Annotated in this window: 19 protein-coding genes and 1 pseudogene; 10 read left to right on the top strand and 10 right to left on the bottom strand. The window is 63.7% G+C overall.

What is annotated here, in order from left to right; translation table 11 throughout:
* The first annotated feature begins 85 nt into the window (after positions 1 to 85).
* Complete coding sequence (locus tag UB31_RS19595; protein ID WP_045012085.1) at positions 86 to 904, top strand: aldo/keto reductase; 819 nt, start codon at positions 86 to 88, stop codon at positions 902 to 904.
* 70 nt (positions 905 to 974) lie between these two features.
* Here the strand turns inward: UB31_RS19595 and UB31_RS19590 are convergent, their stop codons facing one another.
* From UB31_RS19590 to UB31_RS19575, 4 genes are all read right to left on the bottom strand, one after another.
* A complete protein-coding gene (locus tag UB31_RS19590) occupies positions 975 to 1,193 on the bottom strand; it encodes a hypothetical protein (protein WP_045002990.1) in 219 nt (72 codons plus the stop codon).
* A 97-nt stretch (positions 1,194 to 1,290) separates the two neighbouring features.
* Positions 1,291 to 1,743 carry a hypothetical protein gene (locus UB31_RS19585; protein ID WP_045012084.1) on the bottom strand — a complete coding sequence of 151 codons (453 nt, stop codon included), beginning with the start codon at positions 1,741 to 1,743 and terminating at the stop codon, positions 1,291 to 1,293.
* Positions 1,744 to 1,824: 81 nt separating this feature from the next.
* Positions 1,825 to 3,060 carry an aminotransferase-like domain-containing protein gene (locus UB31_RS19580; protein ID WP_045012083.1) on the bottom strand — a complete coding sequence of 412 codons (1,236 nt, stop codon included), beginning with the start codon at positions 3,058 to 3,060 and terminating at the stop codon, positions 1,825 to 1,827.
* A 59-nt stretch (positions 3,061 to 3,119) separates the two neighbouring features.
* Positions 3,120 to 3,647, bottom strand: a complete 528-nt coding sequence (locus UB31_RS19575; RefSeq protein WP_045012082.1) for a DUF3124 domain-containing protein — start codon at positions 3,645 to 3,647, stop codon at positions 3,120 to 3,122.
* 67 nt (positions 3,648 to 3,714) lie between these two features.
* Between UB31_RS19575 and UB31_RS19570 the strand changes: the two genes are divergently transcribed.
* The 4 genes from UB31_RS19570 to UB31_RS19555 all read left to right on the top strand — a co-directional run bounded on the left by UB31_RS19570 (position 3,715) and on the right by UB31_RS19555 (position 9,130).
* Positions 3,715 to 5,445, top strand: a complete 1,731-nt coding sequence (locus UB31_RS19570) for a cation:proton antiporter domain-containing protein (protein WP_045012081.1) — start codon at positions 3,715 to 3,717, stop codon at positions 5,443 to 5,445.
* Between the two features lie 176 nt (positions 5,446 to 5,621).
* Entirely contained in the window at positions 5,622 to 6,698 is a 1,077-nt protein-coding gene (gene ribB / locus UB31_RS19565) for a 3,4-dihydroxy-2-butanone-4-phosphate synthase (protein ID WP_045002985.1), read from the top strand.
* Positions 6,699 to 6,828: 130 nt separating this feature from the next.
* Positions 6,829 to 8,043 carry an acyl-CoA dehydrogenase gene (locus UB31_RS19560; RefSeq protein WP_045002984.1) on the top strand — a complete coding sequence of 405 codons (1,215 nt, stop codon included), beginning with the start codon at positions 6,829 to 6,831 and terminating at the stop codon, positions 8,041 to 8,043.
* Between the two features lie 163 nt (positions 8,044 to 8,206).
* The gene (locus UB31_RS19555) at positions 8,207 to 9,130 is read left to right on the top strand and encodes an MBL fold metallo-hydrolase (RefSeq protein ID WP_045012080.1); all 924 of its coding nucleotides are present in this window, start codon (positions 8,207 to 8,209) and stop codon (positions 9,128 to 9,130) included.
* A gap of 6 nt (positions 9,131 to 9,136) precedes the next feature.
* Here the strand turns inward: UB31_RS19555 and UB31_RS19550 are convergent, their stop codons facing one another.
* Complete coding sequence (locus UB31_RS19550) at positions 9,137 to 9,991, bottom strand: DUF1499 domain-containing protein (RefSeq protein WP_045012079.1); 855 nt, start codon at positions 9,989 to 9,991, stop codon at positions 9,137 to 9,139.
* A 153-nt stretch (positions 9,992 to 10,144) separates the two neighbouring features.
* Positions 10,145 to 11,773: a fatty-acid--CoA ligase gene (locus UB31_RS19545; RefSeq protein WP_045012078.1), complete on the bottom strand. Its 1,629-nt coding sequence runs from the start codon at positions 11,771 to 11,773 to the stop codon at positions 10,145 to 10,147.
* Between the two features lie 65 nt (positions 11,774 to 11,838).
* On the opposite strand from UB31_RS19545, the pseudogene UB31_RS19540 reads away from it, so the two are divergent.
* A pseudogene (locus tag UB31_RS19540) lies at positions 11,839 to 12,929 on the top strand (extensin family protein).
* Between the two features lie 38 nt (positions 12,930 to 12,967).
* On the opposite strand, the gene UB31_RS19535 reads toward UB31_RS19540, so the two are convergent.
* Positions 12,968 to 13,654: a L,D-transpeptidase gene (locus UB31_RS19535; protein ID WP_045002979.1), complete on the bottom strand. Its 687-nt coding sequence runs from the start codon at positions 13,652 to 13,654 to the stop codon at positions 12,968 to 12,970.
* A gap of 327 nt (positions 13,655 to 13,981) precedes the next feature.
* Between UB31_RS19535 and UB31_RS19530 the strand changes: the two genes are divergently transcribed.
* The gene (locus UB31_RS19530; RefSeq protein WP_045012077.1) at positions 13,982 to 14,959 is read left to right on the top strand and encodes a magnesium transporter CorA family protein; all 978 of its coding nucleotides are present in this window, start codon (positions 13,982 to 13,984) and stop codon (positions 14,957 to 14,959) included.
* Positions 14,960 to 15,165: 206 nt separating this feature from the next.
* A complete protein-coding gene (locus UB31_RS19525; protein WP_045002977.1) occupies positions 15,166 to 15,384 on the top strand; it encodes a hypothetical protein in 219 nt (72 codons plus the stop codon).
* An 84-nt stretch (positions 15,385 to 15,468) separates the two neighbouring features.
* Here UB31_RS19525 and UB31_RS19520 read toward each other — a convergent pair whose 3' ends face one another.
* The 3 genes from UB31_RS19520 to pdxH all read right to left on the bottom strand — a co-directional run bounded on the left by UB31_RS19520 (position 15,469) and on the right by pdxH (position 17,747).
* Positions 15,469 to 16,239: a class I SAM-dependent methyltransferase gene (locus UB31_RS19520; RefSeq protein ID WP_045012076.1), complete on the bottom strand. Its 771-nt coding sequence runs from the start codon at positions 16,237 to 16,239 to the stop codon at positions 15,469 to 15,471.
* Positions 16,240 to 16,255: 16 nt separating this feature from the next.
* Positions 16,256 to 17,008 carry an SDR family NAD(P)-dependent oxidoreductase gene (locus UB31_RS19515; RefSeq protein ID WP_045002975.1) on the bottom strand — a complete coding sequence of 251 codons (753 nt, stop codon included), beginning with the start codon at positions 17,006 to 17,008 and terminating at the stop codon, positions 16,256 to 16,258.
* 97 nt (positions 17,009 to 17,105) lie between these two features.
* On the bottom strand, positions 17,106 to 17,747 hold the full coding sequence (pdxH, locus tag UB31_RS19510) for a pyridoxamine 5'-phosphate oxidase (RefSeq protein ID WP_045012075.1): 642 nt from the start codon (positions 17,745 to 17,747) through the stop codon (positions 17,106 to 17,108).
* 113 nt (positions 17,748 to 17,860) lie between these two features.
* Between pdxH and UB31_RS19505 the strand changes: the two genes are divergently transcribed.
* Positions 17,861 to 18,268 carry an RT0821/Lpp0805 family surface protein gene (locus UB31_RS19505; protein ID WP_045003059.1) on the top strand — a complete coding sequence of 136 codons (408 nt, stop codon included), beginning with the start codon at positions 17,861 to 17,863 and terminating at the stop codon, positions 18,266 to 18,268.
* Between the two features lie 157 nt (positions 18,269 to 18,425).
* A complete protein-coding gene (locus UB31_RS19500; protein ID WP_045012074.1) occupies positions 18,426 to 19,397 on the top strand; it encodes a DnaJ C-terminal domain-containing protein in 972 nt (323 codons plus the stop codon).
* The last annotated feature ends 183 nt before the right edge of the window (positions 19,398 to 19,580 follow it).

Raw genomic sequence — 19,580 nt, 5'->3', positions numbered from 1 at the left:
CCGCCACCTCTTTCCCATCACCAAGAGTCTGTTGTCGCGGCCTTGCCGCGCGTCTGGCGGGCTGAAATACGTCAGGAGCCTATTCATGGACAATTTGAAAACACAGGGCATCAGCATGCCCAAGCTCGGCCTCGGCACCTTCCGCATGCAGGGCGATGCCTGCCGTGCCGCGGTCGAGAGCGCGCTGTCGATCGGTTACCGCCACATCGACACCGCCGAAATGTATGCCAATGAGGAAGCGATCGGCGCTGCCCTCGCCACGGCAGGCGTGCCGCGCGGTGAGCTACACGTCACGACAAAGGTCTGGCACGAGAATCTGGCGCCGGACGCGATCCGCCGCGCCTTCGATACGAGCTTGAACAAGCTCAGGCTTGACCACGTCGACCTCTATCTCGTGCACTGGCCGTCGAAGTCGGCGAACTGGGACGCGGTGTTCGAGACCTTGATGAAATTGAAGCAGGAGGGGCGCACGCGAGCGATTGGCGTTGCCAATTTCACCACCGCGCTGCTCAAGACCGTGGTCGAGGACATCAAGGCGCCGATCGCCTGCAACCAGATCGAATATCACGCGATGCTCGATCAATCGAAGGTTTTGGCCTATCTCACCGCCAAGTCGATCCCGCTGGTCGCCTACTGCCCGCTCGCGCAGGGACGCGTTGCATCCGATCCGGTGCTCGCTGAGATCGGCGCCAAGCACAACGCGAGTGCGGCGCAGGTGGCGCTGAAATGGCTGCTCGACCAGGACGGCGTGGCCGCGATCCCGAAGGCGTCGCGCCGCGAAAGCCAGCAGGCCAATCTTGACGCGCTGAAGATCACGCTCGACGAGGCCGACCGCAAGAAGATCGCCGCGCTGCCGAAAGACAAGCGCTGCGTCAATCCCGGTTTTGCGCCGGCGTGGGATTAGTCTCCCCAAAGCGCTTTTCGAACGCAAAGAAATGGCCCCGTGAGGGGCCATTTCCATTTTGCGTTGCGCATTAGTCCATGTGATGATGGCCACGCTTGACCACGACGACACGGTCGTGATGGTGCCAGCCACGATGCCAGCCATTGTCACGATGCTCGCGCATTTCGGCGCGGGCGCCGTAACCGCCATGATGACCGCCCTTGATCACCACCGTCTCAGCACTCGCCATCGTCGGTGCAACGATCGCCAGTGCGCCGAGAGCTGCAACCACATAAGCAAACTTCTTCATGATGTCCTCCTCCAGTTCAATTGCACAGGAGAACGGCGCATGCCTGCGATCGTTCCGGAGGAAATACGAGAGAATTCTGAATGGATGTTCAGGGTGGTTAATCGCAGCGTTGCTGCGCAGGTGTCGGTGCGCCGGTCTTGACGTATTTGCCGTCCCTGATCGTGTACTCGCCGCGCTCACTGCGATTGTAGATCGCGCGCAGGCTGCCGTCCTTCTGCAACATCAGTCCGAACTCGCGTGTCTGATGCAGCGATGGGAAGAACACCATGAGATTGAGCAAGCCTTCGGCGTTGACCGTGGCGGACACGACCTCGCTCTCGTCCTTGGCTTCTCCAAAATTGCGCCGGTACATCACCCGGCCGTCCTTGCTGATCTCGTACGTCAGCAGCGCACCCTTGTCGCGGTCGGGCGGCAGTGCGCAGTCGACCGACCATGAGCCGAGCAATCCCCATTGCTCCACTGTCGCAGCAAGCGTCTCGGCGTGAGCCAGGGACGCCAACGCAACCCACAGCAGCGCAGCCGTGATCCAGCGGCTCGAACAACGCATCATGTTCTGGCAAGCCCCGCCTCGATCGAGACGGAAGTCTAGCATTCTCTCTCCGATCGTCCAGCAGGCGCCTGATGCGCGGCGTCAGGCCCGCGCCTTCTCGATATTGGCGCTTCGGGTCGGCACGCCGAACTCCTTGCGGCAGACCTCGGCCAGTACAGCAATGCCCTCACGGATCTGCTGATGTGTCGGGCTTGCAAAGCATAGCCGCAGGCGTGAGCCGGAATAGCCCTTGTTGGTCGACCATTCCGGCCCCGGATTGATCGAGACGCCGGCGGCAAGCGCGGCCTGATAGAGTTTGAGCGTATCGACCTGGTCGGGCAGCTTCACCCACAGGAAGATGCCGCCCTTGGGCTCCTCGAATTCGGCGGCCGTCCCGAACTGCTCGTTTATCGCCTCCATCAGCGTATCGAGCTTGGTGCGCAGCGCTTTGGTCAGTGCTGGCACGTGGGTCGCGAAATGGGGCCGGCAATAGGTGGCAAGCACCATCTGCTCCAGCGCGCCGGAGCCGGCATCCGTCTTCAGCGCCAGCATCCGCGACATCACATCCCAAGGCGCGACGATGAAGCCGACGCGCAGCGCCGGTGCGATCGACTTCGAGAACGAGCCGATATGAATCACCCCGCCATTCGGGCTCATCGCGTGGATCGCGGGCGGCCGCTGTCCCGACCAGACCAGGTCGGCATAGCAATCGTCCTCGAATACAGGCACGCCATATTCGACCGACAACCGCAGCAATTCGGCGCGGCGGTTTTCCGGCATGATGCTGCCGGTCGGGTTCTGCACCGTGGGGATGGTGTAGATGTATTTCGGCCGGACGCCGCGCTTCTTTAGGTCGGCCAGCGTCGTGGCCAGCACGTCCATGCGCATGCCGTCGCCATCGAGCGGAATACCGACCGCGTCGACGCCGAGACGCGTCAGCCGTTGCAGCGATCCCTGATACGTCTCCTGCTCGACGATCACGGTGTCGCCGCGCGCCAGCAGCGTGGCATTGACGAGGTCGAGCGCCTGAAGCGAGCCGGAGACGATCATGAGATCGTCGATCGTGCAGCTGATGCCGGCATCGCGCTTCAGCTTGGTGACGAGGAATTCGCGCAAGGGCAAATGGCCTTGCGGGCCGTGCGCCAATCCGTAAGTGGCGAGCGACCGGCCCTCGCGTTGCAGCGCCAGATTGGCCGCCTCGATCAGGTCATCGAGCGGCACCTGCTCGGAGTCGTTATTGCCGCCGACAAAGCTGTATTTGGCGAGGCCCGTCCAGCGCGCAGAAGGGGCCGGCAGCCCTGCAGGAAACAGGGGCGCGAAATCGAAGCTGGACGTCATGGGGCGTTCCTCGTGTCTTGTCTTGTCTTGTTGAGCGGCCGGCTTTGCGCCGGCCTGCTTTACTTCTTGCCGACGGTCCGGGTCGGGCGTCCCTGGCTGATGAAAGCGTAATGCGCATTGGCGACGCCGCCAACCATCAAGGCTTCGACCGCCGGCTCCGCGATCTCGCCCGTGGCCGCCCAGTCGACGATGAAATTAGCCCCGGTCCCGCCGCGCACGTCGTCGGTCGGAATGAAGATCGAAACGGTGGCGAGCGGCTTGAGCGCGACCGGTGCCTTCAGATAGCTCTCGACCTGCTTGCCTGCGGTGTCGAAATAGGCGATGCGCTTGACCACCAGCGGTTGGGTTTCCGAAGCGTTGTGAACGCTCAGCGTCACCGAAAAGTCGACGCGCAGCTTGCCCTGGCTCATCGCGACACTGGAATAGGCCGGCACGTAGAAGCCACCGGAGACGCCGAGGTCCTCCTTCGGCATCGCGGTGAGCGAATCGGCAAAATTTTGTTCGATATTGACCTTGGGCTGCGCGAGCGCTGGCAGGGCCGATGCGAGCGGGCATAGCAGCGTTGCAACGGCGAGCCCCATCAGCATGTGACGAATTGCTCGCTTGCCGCGCTGCACCTGGTCTCTAGGGTGCGGCGAAACGGACCCATCTGGCATGCACGAGCTCATTCGCGACATCACTCTCTGTATCCTGTTTGCCTGGATGCTGGGCCTGCTCGCCCATTTCTTCCGGCAGCCGTTGATCCTGGCCTACCTTATCGCCGGCTTCTGCATTGGTCCATTCGGCGCCGGCTGGGTCAAGTCGCAGGAATCGATCAGCGTTATCTCCGAGCTCGGCCTGATTTTCATGCTGTTCATGATCGGCCTGGAGATCGACCTGAAGAAGATTGTGCGGGCGGGAAAGGTGATCCTGTTCGCGGCCGGCGGCCAGCTGCTCGGCGGCTGCCTGCTCGGCATTCTGTTCTTCGCAGGCCTAGGCCTGTCGCTCGGCGGTGGCCATTTCGATGCGCTCTATCTCTGCGTCGCCTGCGCGCTGTCGAGCACCGTCATCATCGTCAAGGTGCTCTACGAGAAGCGCGAGCTCGATACGCTGCCCGGCCGCGTCACGCTTGGCGTATTGGTGCTCCAGGACATCTTCGCCATTCTTTTCCTGGCGGTGCAGCCGAGCCTTGCCAATTTGCAAATCAGTGTCGTCCTGCTCTCGATCGGCCGCGTTGCGGTGCTGGTCGCGGCCGCGCTGCTGGTCAGCCGCTACGTGCTGCCGCGGTTGTTTCACCAGATCGCCCGCCGTCCCGAGCTGATCCTGCTCGGCGCGCTCGCTTGGTGCTTCCTGGTTGCCGAAACCGCCGAGCAGCTCTCGCTGTCGCGCGAGATGGGGGCGCTGATCGCCGGCGTCTCGCTCTCGACCTTCCCCTATGCGCTCGACGTCACCGCCAAGGTCACCACGCTACGCGACTTCTTCATTACGCTGTTCTTCGTGGCGCTCGGCATGACCATTCCGGTGCCCGGCCTCTCGGTGATCGGGCTCGCGCTGATGATCGCGGCGTTCACGGTGGTAAGCCGCCTCGTCACGACCTTCATCCCGCTCTATCTGATGAAGCAGGGCCTGCGCGCCAGTCTGTTGCCGGCGATCAACCTGGCGCAGATCTCGGAATTCTCGCTTGTGGTGATCCAGACCGGCGTCATCGATAATCACATCGCGGCCGATACGGCGAATGCGACTTCCTTCGCCTTCGTGGTGCTGGCCGTGCTCTCGACTTTCGCGATGACGCGCAGCGACGAGATCACGCGCTGGGCGATCGGCCCCCTGAAGCGGATCGGCCTACGCGACCTCGATCATGGTAACGGCCATAGGGAGGAGGGGGACGAGCGCGGCCATGGCGAGGCCCGTCGCATCGTCATCCTGGGCTTTTTCCGTGCGGCGAGCGCGCTGCTCGCCGAGATCGAGCGGCAGAACCCGCTGCTGCTGGAGCAGATCACGGTGGTCGACTTCAACCCCAATGTGTACCAGACCCTGCTTTCGCGCGGCTTGCACGTGATCTATGGCGACATCAGCAATGTCGACACGCTGCTCCATGCCGGGATCGGCAAGTCCGAGATGATCATCCTGAGCGTGCCGGATGCTTTGCTGAAGGGCGCCAGCAACGAGAAGCTGATCCGCCACGTGCGAAACCTCAACCCGAACGCCCTGATCGTGGCGACCGCTGACCTGTTGTCCGACGTCGGCGAGCTCTACGAGGCCGGCGCCAGCTATGTCACCGTGACCCGGCTCAGCGATGCCCATGAGCTGTTTACGGTGATCGAAGCCGCCCAGGCCGGCCTGCTGGCGGACAAGCGCGCCGAGCTTGATCAGCGGCTGAGCGAGCGGCGCGAAGTGCTGCCCTGACAGCCGCCGGCCGTCTTCCGCCAGAGACATCCGCGCCTATATCGCTGGTATGTTCGGTGCAAGCCTGAAAGCCTGCCCGGAGACTGCCCCCGGGCATATGCGGTTGCGTCCAGGACACTAGCGCTCGGGCGTAAGTCCAGCTAAGCCTCCGGCCCATAACCGATAGAGATTGGGAAATGCCCGATACCGTTCAGGAAGTTTTGCAGGCCTTTGCCCGGGGCGAGCTCGTTGTCGTGACCGATGACGAGGATCGCGAGGGCGAGGGCGATCTCATCGTCGCGGCCTCGTTCTGCACGGCCGAGAAGATGGCCTTCATCATCCGCCACACCTCCGGCATCGTCTGCGCGCCGATCACGACCGAAGACGCGCGCCGGCTGCGGCTCGACCCGATGGTCGCCCACAATGATTCCGCCCACACCACCGCGTTCACGGTGTCGATCGACTACAAGCCCGACGGCGGCACCGGCATCTCCGCCGAGGAGCGCGCCTCGTGCTGCCGCGCGCTGTCCAATCCCAATGCCGGCGCCAACGACTTCGCCCGTCCCGGCCACATCTTCCCGCTGATCGCCAAGGACGGCGGCGTGCTGCTGCGCTCCGGCCATACCGAGGCCGCGGTCGACCTCTGTAAGCTGTCAGGCCTGCCGCCGGTCGGTGTCATCAGCGAGTTGATGAACGACGACGGCAGCGTGATGAAGGGCGAGCAGGTCGCCCGCTTCGCTGCCCAGCACAAGTTGAAGCATGTCACCATTGCGGACATGATCGCTTACCGCCAGGCGCGCGAAAAGCTGATCGAGCGGGTCTCGACCTTCGTTACCGAAAGCCCGATCGGGCCGCTTCAGGGCTACGCCTACCGCTCACCGTTCGATTCCATTGCCCACGTCGCCTTCGTCTATAACGGCGTCGGCGACGGCAAAAACGTGCTGACGCGCTTCCACAAGCCCAATATCGTCAAGGACACCTTTACCGGCCACAAGCGCATGGCGGCGGTGCTCGAGCAGTTCAAGAAGTCCGGCCGTGGCGTGCTGGTTTATCTGCGCGACGGCGCGGCCGGTGTCCCCGTGGCGCCGCTGCCGGATGAAACGTCGACGGAAGCCGACCGCAACCGCCAGTGGCGCGAGGTCGGCGTCGGCGCGCAGATTTTGCGTGATCTCGGCGTCAGCTCGATCCGCCATCTCACCTCGTCGGTGCACGACTACAAGGGATTGTCGGGCTTCGGCATCGAGATCGTCGCGAACGAACAGCTCGATACCTGACAATTTCATTCCGGGTTCGCTTTGCGTGCGCCCCCGGAATGACCGAAACCAGGATGCAATTGCACTTGTTGCCGCGGCGCTTTAGTTTGTCGGGCAAATTTTGACGGAACCAGATGCGAAAGGACGTTTCATGAGCGTGCGCCCTCAGGCCAAGGACAAGCCGGCTGCGGCTTCTTTCCAGTGGGACGATCCGTTCCTGCTCGACGAGCAGCTTACCGAAGACGAACGCATGGTGCGCGACACCGCCCGCGCCTACGCCCAGGACAAGCTGCTGCCGCGCATCACCAAGGCCTATCTCGAAGAGACGACGGATCGCGAGATCTTCAACGAGATGGGCGAGCTCGGCCTGATCGGCATCACGCTGCCGGAAGAATATGGCTGCGCCAATGCGAGCTACGTTGCCTATGGCCTGGTCGCACGCGAAATCGAGCGGGTCGATTCCGGCTACCGCTCGATGAACTCGGTGCAGTCCTCGCTGGTGATGTATCCGATCTACGCCTATGGCGACGACAACCAGCGCAAGAAGTACCTGCCGAAGCTCGCCAGCGGCGAGTGGGTAGGCTGTTTCGGCCTCACCGAGCCCGACGCCGGCTCCGACCCGGGCGGGATGAAGACCCGCGCCGAAAAGGTCTCGGACGGCTATCGCCTGACCGGCAGCAAGATGTGGATTTCCAACGCGCCGATCGCCGACGTATTCGTGGTCTGGGCCAAGTCGGCCGCGCACGACAACCAGATCCGCGGCTTCGTGCTGGAGAAGGGCATGAAGGGCCTGTCCGCGCCGAAGATCGGCGGCAAGCTGTCGCTTCGTGCCTCCATCACCGGTGAGGTCGTGATGGACGGCGTCGTGGTTCCAGAGGATGCGCTGCTGCCCAACGTCTCCGGGCTCAAGGGCCCGTTCGGCTGCCTCAATCGCGCCCGCTACGGCATCTCCTGGGGCGCGCTTGGCGCGGCCGAGGACTGCATGCACCGTGCCCGCCAATACACGCTCGACCGCAAGCAGTTCGGCAGGCCGCTCGCTGCGACCCAACTGGTGCAGAAGAAGCTCGCTGACATGGAGACCGAGATCGCGCTCGGCCTCCAGGGCTCGCTTCGCGTCGGCCGCCTGATGGACGAGGGCAAGTTCGCACCCGAGATGATCTCGATCATGAAGCGCAACAATTGCGGCAAGGCGCTCGACATCGCCCGCGTCGCCCGTGACATGCACGGCGGCAACGGCATCTCGATCGAGTACCACGTGATGCGCCACGTCCATAACCTCGAGACCGTCAACACCTACGAGGGCACCCACGACGTTCACGCCCTGATCCTGGGCCGCGCGATCACGGGCATTCAGGCGTTTTTCTGAGCGCTCAGCTGTCATCGCCCGCCTTGTGCGCACTTGCGCACTGGGGCGGGCGATCCAGTATTCCAGAGACCCCGCCTTCGCCACCGGCGCCACGGCGTACTGGATACCCCGCTTTCGCGGGGTATGACGGTGAGGGTTGGGGCTGCATTGCACAGGAAGTCCCATGTCCGACAACGACGACATCCCGTTCAACCGCAACTTTCCGCTCAAGCCTGGCATCGTCGAGGAAGTCCGCCCCGGCGTGCGGCGTGTGCTCTGTAACAATCCGAGCCCGTTCACCTTCACCGGCACGGTCAGCTACATCGTAGGCCAAGGCAAAGTCGCGCTGATCGACCCCGGTCCGGATGACGAGGCGCATGCGGCGGCGCTGCTCGATGCCGTGCGCGGCGAGACCGTGACGCACATCCTGGTCACCCACACCCATCGCGACCATTCGCCGAACACCGCGCGGCTCAAGCAGGCCACCGGCGCAACCGTCTATGCCGAGGGCCCGCATCGTGCTTCGCGCCCGCGCTTTGAGAGCGAAAAGCACAATCCGGAGTCCGGCTCCGACCGCGACTTCGCGCCCGATGTCAGGATCGCCCATGGCGACGTCGTCGAAGGCGCCGGCTGGAAACTCGAAGCGGTGGCCACGCCCGGCCACACCGCGAACCATCTTGCTTTCGCGTGGCCCGAGCGAAAGTTCAACTTTGTCGGCGATCACGTGATGGGGTGGTCGACCTCGATCGTGGCGCCGCCCGATGGCTCGATGATCGACTACATGGAATCGCTCGACCGGCTCGCCGCCCGCGAGGAGGATCTGTATTTCTCCGGCCACGGCCCCGAGATTCCGGATGGCCCGCGCTTCGTGCGTTTCCTGATCCGCCACCGCAAGGCGCGCGAGGCCTCCATCCTGCATCGCCTCGCCAAGGGCGAGGCTGATATCCCGACCATGGTGCGTGCGATCTATATCGGCATCGATCCCCGACTGACGACGGCCGCCGGTTATTCCGTGCTGGCGCATCTGGAAGATCTGGTCGCGCGCGGCGTGGTTGCGACGGATGGTGACCCGGTGATTGGCGGGACGTACCGGATGGCGGTCGGCTAGTTCTCGCTACTTCTTCACCGTCTTCGCCGGCGCCTTGGGCGGCGCCACTGGGGTCTTCTTCACCGGCTTCAGCGCGTCGGCGTCGGCTGCGGTGTTGAGATCGTCGATGAATTTGGTCACGCGCGCAGCATTGCTGCCGAGGTCGCTCTCGAAAAAACGTGAGGCGGAGCGGATGTCGACGCGGGAATCGTCGCCATCAGGCACGACCCTGATGGAAATATCCTCGCGAAAGCCCATGATCGGGGAGCGCGCCACCGCCTCGATGCGGCCGACGCGGCGCGGCGGCTGTGGCGCGCGCTCGTCGATGACCAGCCATTTGCGCTTGTTGACGAGCTGGAGCGCGATCGCATAGGCGCGGTCGACCGGAATTTCGAGCTCGATCGGCTCGATGTCGGGATAGAATTGGCGCTGCTGCTCGGCCGAATAGAGGCCGGCATAGACCGCGGGGTTGGCACCGTCGCCGGTGCGCAAGCGCGCCAGCGCGTCGAAGCGCGGCGGGTCGATCGGGTCGGTCGTGATGTCGTGGATCGCCGGCAACTTGCGGTATTGCAGGCCGAGATAGGCGGGGTAGGCGAGGATCGCTCCGTCGATGACGAAGGCGAGCAGGATACGCGCCATGCCGCGCGAGCCGTTCTGCCAGATCGCGGCAAAGCCGGCGAGGCCGAACAGGATCGAGAGCGCAGCGATCGCGAGCCCGCCGAAGAAGGTCGCGAGCGCCGGCTTCATCTCCAGGAAGCCGAAGCGGACGACGATGATCGACACCACCACCGCCACCACCGCGAACACGGCCAGATTGCGCGCCCAGCTCGCGAGGCTGGACACGGGCTCCGACTGATAGGGAGCGGAAAACCTGCGGGCCATCGGGTGAGCTCTGCCGGGGTTTTGGGGCGTCAGCGGCCGATTTGGCGCGACAATAGGGGCGTTGAGACCACGGCCGGACGGCAAATTCAAGAGTTCTGCAGGCGCCCAGGTCGTCATGGCTGGGCTTGACCCGGCCATGACGCCTCTGGCGACCTACGCCGCCGCGTTCGGGAAGCGATATTCCTTGAATTGGTCGCGCAGCGCGGTCTTCAGGATCTTGCCGGTGGCGGTATGCGGGATGCCGTCGACGAAGGCGACGTCGTCGGGCATCCACCATTTGGCGATCTTGCCGTCCATGTATTTGAGGATGTCGTCGCGCGTGGCCTGCTGGCCCTGCTTGAGCTGCACGATCAAAAGCGGCCGCTCGTCCCATTTGGGATGGAAGACACCGATCACGGCGGCTTCCGCCACGGCCGGGTGGCCGACCGCGAGGTTTTCGAGGTCGATCGAGGAGATCCACTCACCGCCGGACTTGATCACGTCCTTGGAGCGGTCGGTGATCCGCATGTAGCCGGCTTCGTCGATGGTCGCGACGTCGCCGGTGTCGAAGAAGCCATCTTCATCGAGGATGTTGGCATCGAGGCGGAAATAGGCCTTGGCGACCGCGGGCCCTGAGACTTTCAGGCGCCCAAAGGTCTTGCCGTCCCAAGGCAACTCCTTGCCGGCATCGTCGGTGATCTTCATCTCGACGGCGAACGGCGCGTAGCCCTGCATCTGGAGCACGTCGAGCCGTGCCTCGCCGGTCGCATTCTGGAACGGCGGCTTCAGCGCCGCGACGCTGCCGATCGGGCTCATCTCGGTCATACCCCAGGCGTGGCGGACATTCGCGCCCATGTCGAGGAAGGCCTTGATCATCGAGCGCGGCATCGCCGAGCCGCCGCAGATCACCATCTTCAGGTCCGGCAGCTTCAGATTGTTGGCGCCCATGTGCTGAAGCAGCATCAGCCACACCGTCGGCACGCCCGCGGTATGCGTCACCTTCTCGGTCGCGAGCAGCTCGTAAACCGAGGCGCCGTCGAGCTTGGGGCCGGGCATGACGAGCTTGGTGCCCTGCGAGGGCGCGGAGAAGGCGATGCCCCAGCTGTTGGCATGGAACAGGGGAACCACCGGCAGCATCGTCTCTGAGGCGCTGGTGCCGAGCGCGTCGACATTGTTGGCCATCAGCGCGTGCAGCACGTTGGAGCGATGCGAGTACAGCACGCCCTTGGGATCGCCCGTGGTGCCGGACGTGTAGCACATCGCGGCCGCCGTGTTCTCGTCAAAGTCCTTCCATTTGAATTTGCCGTCGGCCTCCGCGATCCAGTCCTCGTAGGCGACGACATTCTTCAGCGTGGTCTCAGGCAAATGCGCTTTGTCGGTCAGGATGACGTAACGCTCGACGCTCGGCAGTTTGTCGGCGAGCTTTTCGAGGACCGGCACGAAAGTGAGGTCGACCATCACGATGCGGTCCTGCGCATGGTTGATGATCCAGGCAATCTGCTCGGGGAAAAGGCGGGGATTGACGGTATGGCAGATGGCGCCAATGCCCATGATGCCGTACCAGACCTCGAGATGACGCCAAGTGTTCCAGGCGATCGTGGCGACACGATCACCGAGCTTGATGCTGTCGCGCTCCAGCATCTGCGAGACCTTGAGCGCGCGCTTGTGGATTTCGGCATAGGTGGTGCGATGGATCGGTCCCTCGACCGAGCGCGTGACAACCTCCTGCTTGCCATGAATCCTGGCGGCGTGTTCGATGATCCGGTGGCAGAGCAGGGGCCAATCTTGCATCAAACCGAGCATTCAGACGTTCCTCCGAGGTGGGCTGGACTTTGTTATCGCTCTCAGCGCTGGGCCAAAGAATTGTCATGAGTTTTAGCCTGCCGGACTTTCGCCGCAAATGGTCTTGTCGCGGCTATATGTCCACCGGCGCGGCAATGGTTACCGCTGGGCTCGGGCTATCTCTTGTGCTGTCCGGGCCCGTGAGCGCGCGAAATTATGCTGCACCGCTCGATATCTTTGGCCTTGGTACACCACGGCCGCGCGGGCCGGCTCATTCGGCCAAAATCCCCTTGCCCAAGCCGCGACCGGAGGAAGCCCCCAAAACGTCGGACAAGGGCTCACCGGCCGCCGAGGGCAAGCCTTCGTCCGACAAGCCTTCCCCCGACAAGCCGCCCGCCGAAAAGCCCGCCGAGGCAGCGCCCCCGCCCGAGAAGCAGCTCTCGGCCTGCCGCCTCGCGCTGACCCAGGAGATCGCGATCGCACCCTCGATTCCGGACATCCGCGGCCCCGGCGGTTGCGGCGGCGAGGATCTGGTGCGGCTGGAAGCCATCGTGCTGGCGGACAAGCGCAAGGTTGCGGTCAAGCCGGCCGCGGTCCTCCGCTGCACCATGGCGTCGGCGATCGCCGATTGGGTGCGCTCGGACATGGTGCCGCTCGCCGCAAGCCTCGGCTCGACCATCAACGACCTCGATAATTTCGACTCCTTCGAGTGCCGCGGCCGCAATCGCATCGTCGGCGCGATGCTGTCCGAGCACGGCAAGGCCAACGCGCTCGATGTCCGCGCAATCAAGCTCGCCAACGGGCAGTCGATCGGTCTGACCGACCGCACCATGTCGCGCGACGTGCGCGAGCGCGTGCTGCATTCGGTCTGCTCGCGCTTTTCCACCGTGCTCGGGCCAGGGTCAGACTGGTACCACGAGGACCACATCCATCTCGACCTGGCGCAGCGCCGCAACGACTACCGGATCTGCCAGTGGAATGTCTGGGATCCTCTGCCGCAGGTCGCGCCGCTGCTGCCGGCAGAACGCCCCGAAGAGGCGCCGCCGCGCGAGGTCGCGGCCAAATCCGAGACAAAGGAGGGCGCTGGCGATCAGGAGACTGCGAAGCCGGCCGCGCCCGCGGACAGCCGGCCGCTGACTCCAGCAAGAGCAAGCCGGCAACAAAAAAGCGCCGGTGAAACCGGCGCTTTTGTAGGTCCGCGAGATCAGGCGGCGATCAGAAGCTGCCGGCCTGGCCCGTGCCGCCACCCTGCAGCGCGAGACGCGAGTTGTAGGGCGAGTCGCCGTGCTTCGGCTCGAGCACCACGACGATGGTGCCGACCTTGACGCGGCTGTAGAGATCGATCGCGTCCTCGTTGGTCAGGCGGATGCAGCCCGAAGAGATCGAGGCGCCGATATATTCAGGCTGGTTGGTGCCGTGAATGCGGAACAGCGTGTCCTTGCCGCCCGAATAAAGGTACATCGCGCGCGAGCCCATCGGATTGTCGGGGCCGGGAGCGACAAATGTCGGAACGCCCAGGCGCGAGATCTCGCCCGGAGTCGGATGCCATGCCGGCCATTCCGTCATGCTGCCGACCTTGGCAATGCCCGACCAGGCCATGGCCTCTTCGCCGACGGTGATGCCGTAGCGGATCGCCTTGCCGCCATCCATCACGTAGTAGAGGTAATGGTTGTCGGAATCGACCACGATCGAGCCCGGCGATTCCTTGCGGTGATAGTCGACGATGGCGCGGCGGAACGGCTCAGCGACCGGGGTGTTCTCGTACCGGATCTTGGCGAGCAGTTCCTTGTCCTTCGGCTTGAAATTCTGCGTGTTGGTTGCTTCGAAGTGCGTGGACTGCATACAGCCCGACAGCATGAAGCCGGCGGCCAAAATACCAAGCGTAACTTTCAGCAACGACATGATTTGGTTCCAATCGAAAACAACAAGCTTTCGCGGGGCTTGAGCTGGGCTCAATTCCACGACTCCGTGGCCCCTATTATCGTTGAAATCTGCCACAATTCCAGCCTTTCGGAGCTTGTCCCGCGCTGCGAGACCCAACCTGTGGCTTTTTTGCCGCAAGTTTTGCGACTTGGCGCCGGTTTTTGGACAAAGGATGCCGAACTGTCGATTCCGTGCCACGGTGCGGCCACAAATGCGAACGCTCCGTTAATGTAGTTGTCATCATGAACTTGTCAGAATCGCGCTAAGGGGCTGCTGGTCGGTCGCAGGCCTCTACTGGAGTTGTTCATGTTTTCGGTGTTTGTTCCCTCTGAATCCTCCCTGAAGAAGGCTGTTGTCGACGACCTCACGGCGGTGCCGGAGCACGCGGTGTGGATTGATCTGTTCAACCCGACCGCGGCCGAGGACAAAGCCGTGGAGCGGCTGTCGGGGATCGCGATCCCGACCCGGGAGGACATGCAGGAGATCGAGATCTCCAGCCGCCTCTATATCGAGAACGGCGCGCGCTATATGACCGCGACGCTGATGTGCCACTCCGACACCGACATGCCCCGGACCACAGCGGTCACCTTCATTCTCGGCGACCACCGTCTGGTCACGGTGCGCTACGACCAGCCCAAGCCATTCGCCCTGGTCGAGGCCAAGCTGGCCCGCACCTGCACGCCCGGAATCACCGGCGAGATGGTGCTGATGGAACTGCTGGACGCCGTGATCGACCGCTGCGCCGACATTCTGGAGCGCTGCGGTGCCGAGATCGACCAGGTCTCACACGACATCTTCGAGCCGGAGCAGGATCGCCACGGCCACGCCAAGCTGTACGCGCAGATCCTGGCCGCGATCGGCCGCAAAGGCGACCTAACCTCCAAGGTTCGCGAGAGCCTGGTCTCGATCGGCCGCGTCGTCGCGTTCCTCTCGGCAGTGGTGGAGGGCGTGAAATGGTCGAAGGACATGCGCGAGCAGCTCAAGACCATGCAGCGCGACGTCGTCTCGCTGACCGACCACGCCTCCTATCTCTCCGGCAAGATCACCTTCGTGCTCGACGCCATGCTCGGCGTCGTCAATCTCGAGCAGAACAACATCATCAAGTTGTTTTCGGTCATGGCTGTTGTCCTGATGCCGCCGACGCTGATCGCCTCGATCTACGGCATGAACTTCAAGTCGATGCCGGAGCTCGATTGGGCGCATGGCTATCCGTTTGCGCTGGTGCTGATGCTGATCGCGGCCATCGTTCCGTACTGGATCTTCAAGTTCAAGAAGTGGCTGTGATCTCGTCGCGCTCTCGGAAAATAGTGACCGAGACCTTACGCCGTTCGCAGAGACATGGCGTTTGATGTCGCAGAATAGAGCGGGATTGAGGCCGCGCAGTGATGTGTGCCCGCCGCCCCAATTGCTCCGGTAAAATTTGAGCGGTGGGCTGAACGTTTACGCGAAGCTTGTCTGCGATAAGCATCGTGTAGCCGCGAGGAACAGCCATGGTTGAGAAACACATAACGTCGCCCCGCAACGTCATCGATCTGGCGAACTATCGTCAGGTCCTGGCGAGCGGCAAGGCGTCGTCGATGTCGGCACGGATGTGCCGGCACTGTGGTGCTCCGCTGCTCGACGGTGAGAACGACGACGACTGCTCGACTGCAATCAGCGCAACCGCTCCGCGGTTGCGCGAACAGCCGCGTCGGTTTCGCGCCGATTGAGGAACGGAAGGGTCAAGGCGATCCAGGTCTTGCGGCGGCGTTGTCTGGATCGCCTTGCTTCCCGCCCCTGGCGCAGCAAATCACCTAGCGCTTCACGATCTGCGCCGTTGAGATGATGGTCTCGGCGATCATGCCGTCGCGGCTGAAGGACACCAGGCGTTCCTCGACCTCATGCAGCATCGCCTCGACATTCTCGCCCAACGCGTCCGGCGAGGACGACGAGTAGGTGAGGGTGCGTCGCGTCAGGTCCTGCACGCTGACCGCGTGGCTCGTCTCGACCGAGAGGAGCTCAGCGGGTTGAAAGGCGCTGCCGCGAAAGAACGCGGGCAGGTCGCGATGGGTCCGCGTGCCGCGGCCGGCCTCCTCCCAGAGCTGGGCCGGTGACCAGCGGCGGCGGACTTCGTTGTAACCGTCAAGCCACGGGTTGCGGCCATCGGTGGCTGAGAACGAGGCGCAGATCGCAATCGCACCGTCGCGTGCGACCAGCCGGTCGAGCAGCGCGAGCGTCTGGTCGCGATCCATCCAATGCAAGGCGCGGCCGATCGTCACGATGTCGAAAGTGCCGATGTCCGCGGGAAGCGTCTCCGCCTTGCCTTCGATCAGCGTGAGCGCGTGCCCCGCGTTTGCAGCCGCGCGTCGCGCGGCCTCGAGCATTGCGGGTTCAGGGTCGACGCCGACGATGCGGCCGACATAGGGCGCGAAGCCGAGCGCCAGCAGTCCGGGTCCGGTGCCGAGGTCGATCAAGCCGCATCGTTTGGAGAGGCCGAGCTTTTGCGCGACGCTGCGAAAGAATTCGCTCGGGTAGGGCGGCCGCAGATGCTCGTAGAGTGACGCAGTGCTCGCGAACCGGCCCATGCTTCACCCGCTTGGCCTACACGTGCTGGCCGCCGTTGATGTGGATCTCGGCGCCGTTGACGTAGGACGACGTCTCCGTGCACAGCACGTAGATGATCTTGGCGACCTCGTCGGGCGTGCCGAGCCGGTGCAGCGGGATCTGCTGCTCCACGATCTTCTCGGTGCCCGGCGACAGGATCGAGGTGTCGATCTCGCCGGGCGCGATAGCGTTGACGCGCACGCCGACGCGGCCGAAGTCCGACGCCATCTCGCGCGTGAGGGACGCGAGCGCGGCCTTGGAGGTTGCGTAGGCGGCGCCCGCGAAGGGATGTACGCGCGAGCCCGCGATCGACGTGACGTTCACCACCGAGCCCTTGGCCGCCTTCAGCTCCTCGATCAGCCCGCGGGCAATCATGATAGGCGCGAAGAAGTTGACGTGGAACACGTGCGTCCAGGTGTCGAGATCGGTGTCGATCGAGCCGAGCCTGGAGCCGCCCGGGCCCTTCGGCGAGATCGCGGCGTTGTTGACCAGCGCATGCAGCATGCCGCCTTCGAGGCGGTCGCGGATGTCGGAGATCGCGCGCGTCGTATCCGCGGGGTTGGCGAGGTCGACCTGGATGTGGTCCTCAGGGCCCGCGTCCCACGGGCAATCCTCCGGGAACGGATGCCGTGAGCAGGTGATGACGCGCCAGCCCGCCGAGGAAAAACGGATCACGGTGGCATGGCCGATGCCGCGGCTGGCTCCGGTCAGGAGCAGCGTACGGCGCGGCGCATTGGACGACTGCGGCATGGAGGTCTTTCAGGTTGGAGCATGATCCGGACCCGGAGGGCCGCGTTAGCGCAAAGTGTGCAGCGGTTTTCCGAAAAGATCATGCTCAAACAAAATGCTAAGGGTACATCCGCGTCTTGGACCATGGCTGGCCGGCCGCGTCACGGCGAAATTCGATGCGGTCGTGCAGGCGGAATGGGCGGTCGTGCCAGAACTCGATACGCGCCGGCGTGATGCGCCAGCCGCTCCAGCCCGGCGGCCGCGGCACCTCGCCGATGATGTGTTTGGCCGCGACTTTTGCGATGGCTTGTTCGAAGGCGAAGCGGCTCTCCAGCTCTTGCGACTGCTTGCTCGCCCAGGCGCCGATCTGCGCCTGCTTCGGCCGGGTGGCGAAATAGGCGTCGGCCTCGGCCTCGGTCACCGGCGTCACGTTGCCGCGGATGCGGACCTGACGACGCAGCGACTTCCAGTGAAAAAGTAACGCCGCCTTAGGATTTGAGGCGAGTTCGCGGCCCTTCTGGCTCGCGATGTGGCTGTAGAAGACGAAACCCTCGGCATCAAAGCCTTTCATCAGCACCATGCGCACGTCGGGCAGGCCGTCCGGGTCGACGGTTGCGAGCGCCATGGCATTGGGATCGTTCGGTTCGCTCTTGATCGCCTCGTTCAACCACGCCTCGAACAGCGCAAAAGGCTCATCGGCGGCGGTGAAATCACCTGATGTTAAGGGTGTCTGGTGTTTCATCGAGGTCGTGTCGGTCATGTCTGGAGTCCGAGTTGCGTTCCGCGGCCCAAAACGCGCTGTTATCCGCTACCGCCCTATATAGGGCATGGGGCCGCGTTGGCCTATCGGCGATGCGGCCGTCCGGCTTCGTCATGACGATGATTCTGATCGGGCTCGGCACCGGCGGTTGCAGCTTTTCCCGCAACGACACCAGCGCCTACGCCAAGGCCGATGACAACGACCTGACCGGTTCGATCGCACGTCTGGCGAAGGAGGCCGCACCGACCGAGACCGATCTCGCCTTCGCCCGCAACGCCGCCTCCGACGTGCTGAGCAAGGGCGACAAGGATGCCAGCCAGCACTGGGAGAATCCGGAGACCGGGGCACGCGGCTCGGTGACGCCGATTGCACAGTCCTACGCGGCCGAGGACGGCCGCAAGTGCAGGGATTTCCTGGCGAGCTACGTCAACGGCAACACCGAAAGCTGGCTCCAGGGCGCCGGTTGCCAAAGCAGCCGTGGCCGTTGGGAGATTCATACGTTAAAGCCGTGGCGGAGCTGAGCATGATCCGGGAACCAATTTTCCGATAAGATCATGCTCGAATCGTAACGGGTCGCTTCACCCGACTAGTTGCAAAAATGCCACTCACCCCCCACATGAGGCTTAGATGGGGCGGGGAGCCCTTTGATATTTCGATTCCCAAGAGGAGACGTGACGGATGCGCGACCCCTATGAGGTCTTGGGGGTGCCGCGGAGCGCCAACGCTGCCGCGATCAAGAGCGCCTATCGCAAGCTGGCCAAGAAGCATCATCCCGACAGCAACAAGGATGATCCCAAGGCCGCCGAGCGCTTCTCCGAGATCAACTCGGCCAACGAGATCATCGGCGACGAGGACAAGCGCAAGCAGTTCGACCGCGGCGAGATAGACGCCGACGGCAAGCCGCGCTTCCAGGGCTTTCCGGGTGGCGGCGGGCCGCGCGGGCGCGCAGGCGCGGGTCCTGGTGGTTTCGAGAGCTACTCGTTCCGCAGCGGGGGCGCGGGCCCTGGCCAGGGTGCGGGAGGCTTCGAAGATATTCTCAACAGCATGTTCGGCGGTGGGGTGCGCGGTGCGCGACCGGGGGCCGGCGGCGGCGCCCAGTTCGAATTCGACACCGGCGGGGTTGGGCTCGATCTCGACGTCAACGTCGCGATGTCCGTCTCGCTTGAAGAAGCGGTCAAGGGTGGCGAGAAGCGCGTCCGGCTGCCGACGGGCAAGGAACTCAACGTCAAGATTCCGGCCGGCGTCGTCGAAGGCCAGCAGATCCGGCTGAGGGGACAGGGCGAGAGCGCACAAGGCCATCCGCCGGGCGATCTCCTGATCACCATCAGCATTGCGCCGCACGCCTTCTTCAAGGTCGAGGGTGCCGACCTGCGCATCGAGCTGCCGGTCACGCTCTACGAGGCGGTGCTCGGAGGCAAGGTTCGCGTGCCCACGCTCGGCAATGCGGTCGAGCTTTCCGTCCCCAAAAACACTTCCAGCGGTCGCACCTTCCGTCTCAAAGGTAAGGGCTTGCCGAAAACTGGCGGAACCGGGGATCTCTTCGTCGTCATCCGGATTATGCTACCGGACGGGAACGACGCCGAGCTTGAGGCATTGATGGAAAAGTGGCGGGACCAACACCCCTACAATCCACGTAGCGGGCTTGGCTAACGCATGATCCGGACCCGGAGGGCCGCGTTAGCGCAAAGTGTGCAGCGGCTTTCCGAAAAGATCATGCGCAAACAAGTAGCTAAAGCGCGAGCCATCGCGCTTTAGGGCGAGATCGAACTGAAGGGGTTCTCCTAAAGGCTGAGAGCATTCTCGCAGGAGATGATGCTCATCATATGCGTGAGG

The sequence above is a fragment of the Bradyrhizobium sp. LTSP849 genome (assembly GCF_000938255.1).
In the GTDB taxonomy this organism is placed as follows: Bacteria; Pseudomonadota; Alphaproteobacteria; order Rhizobiales; family Xanthobacteraceae; genus Bradyrhizobium.
The sequence above is the reverse complement of the archived record's forward strand: the minus strand, read 5'-3'. Positions and strand labels throughout refer to the sequence as shown.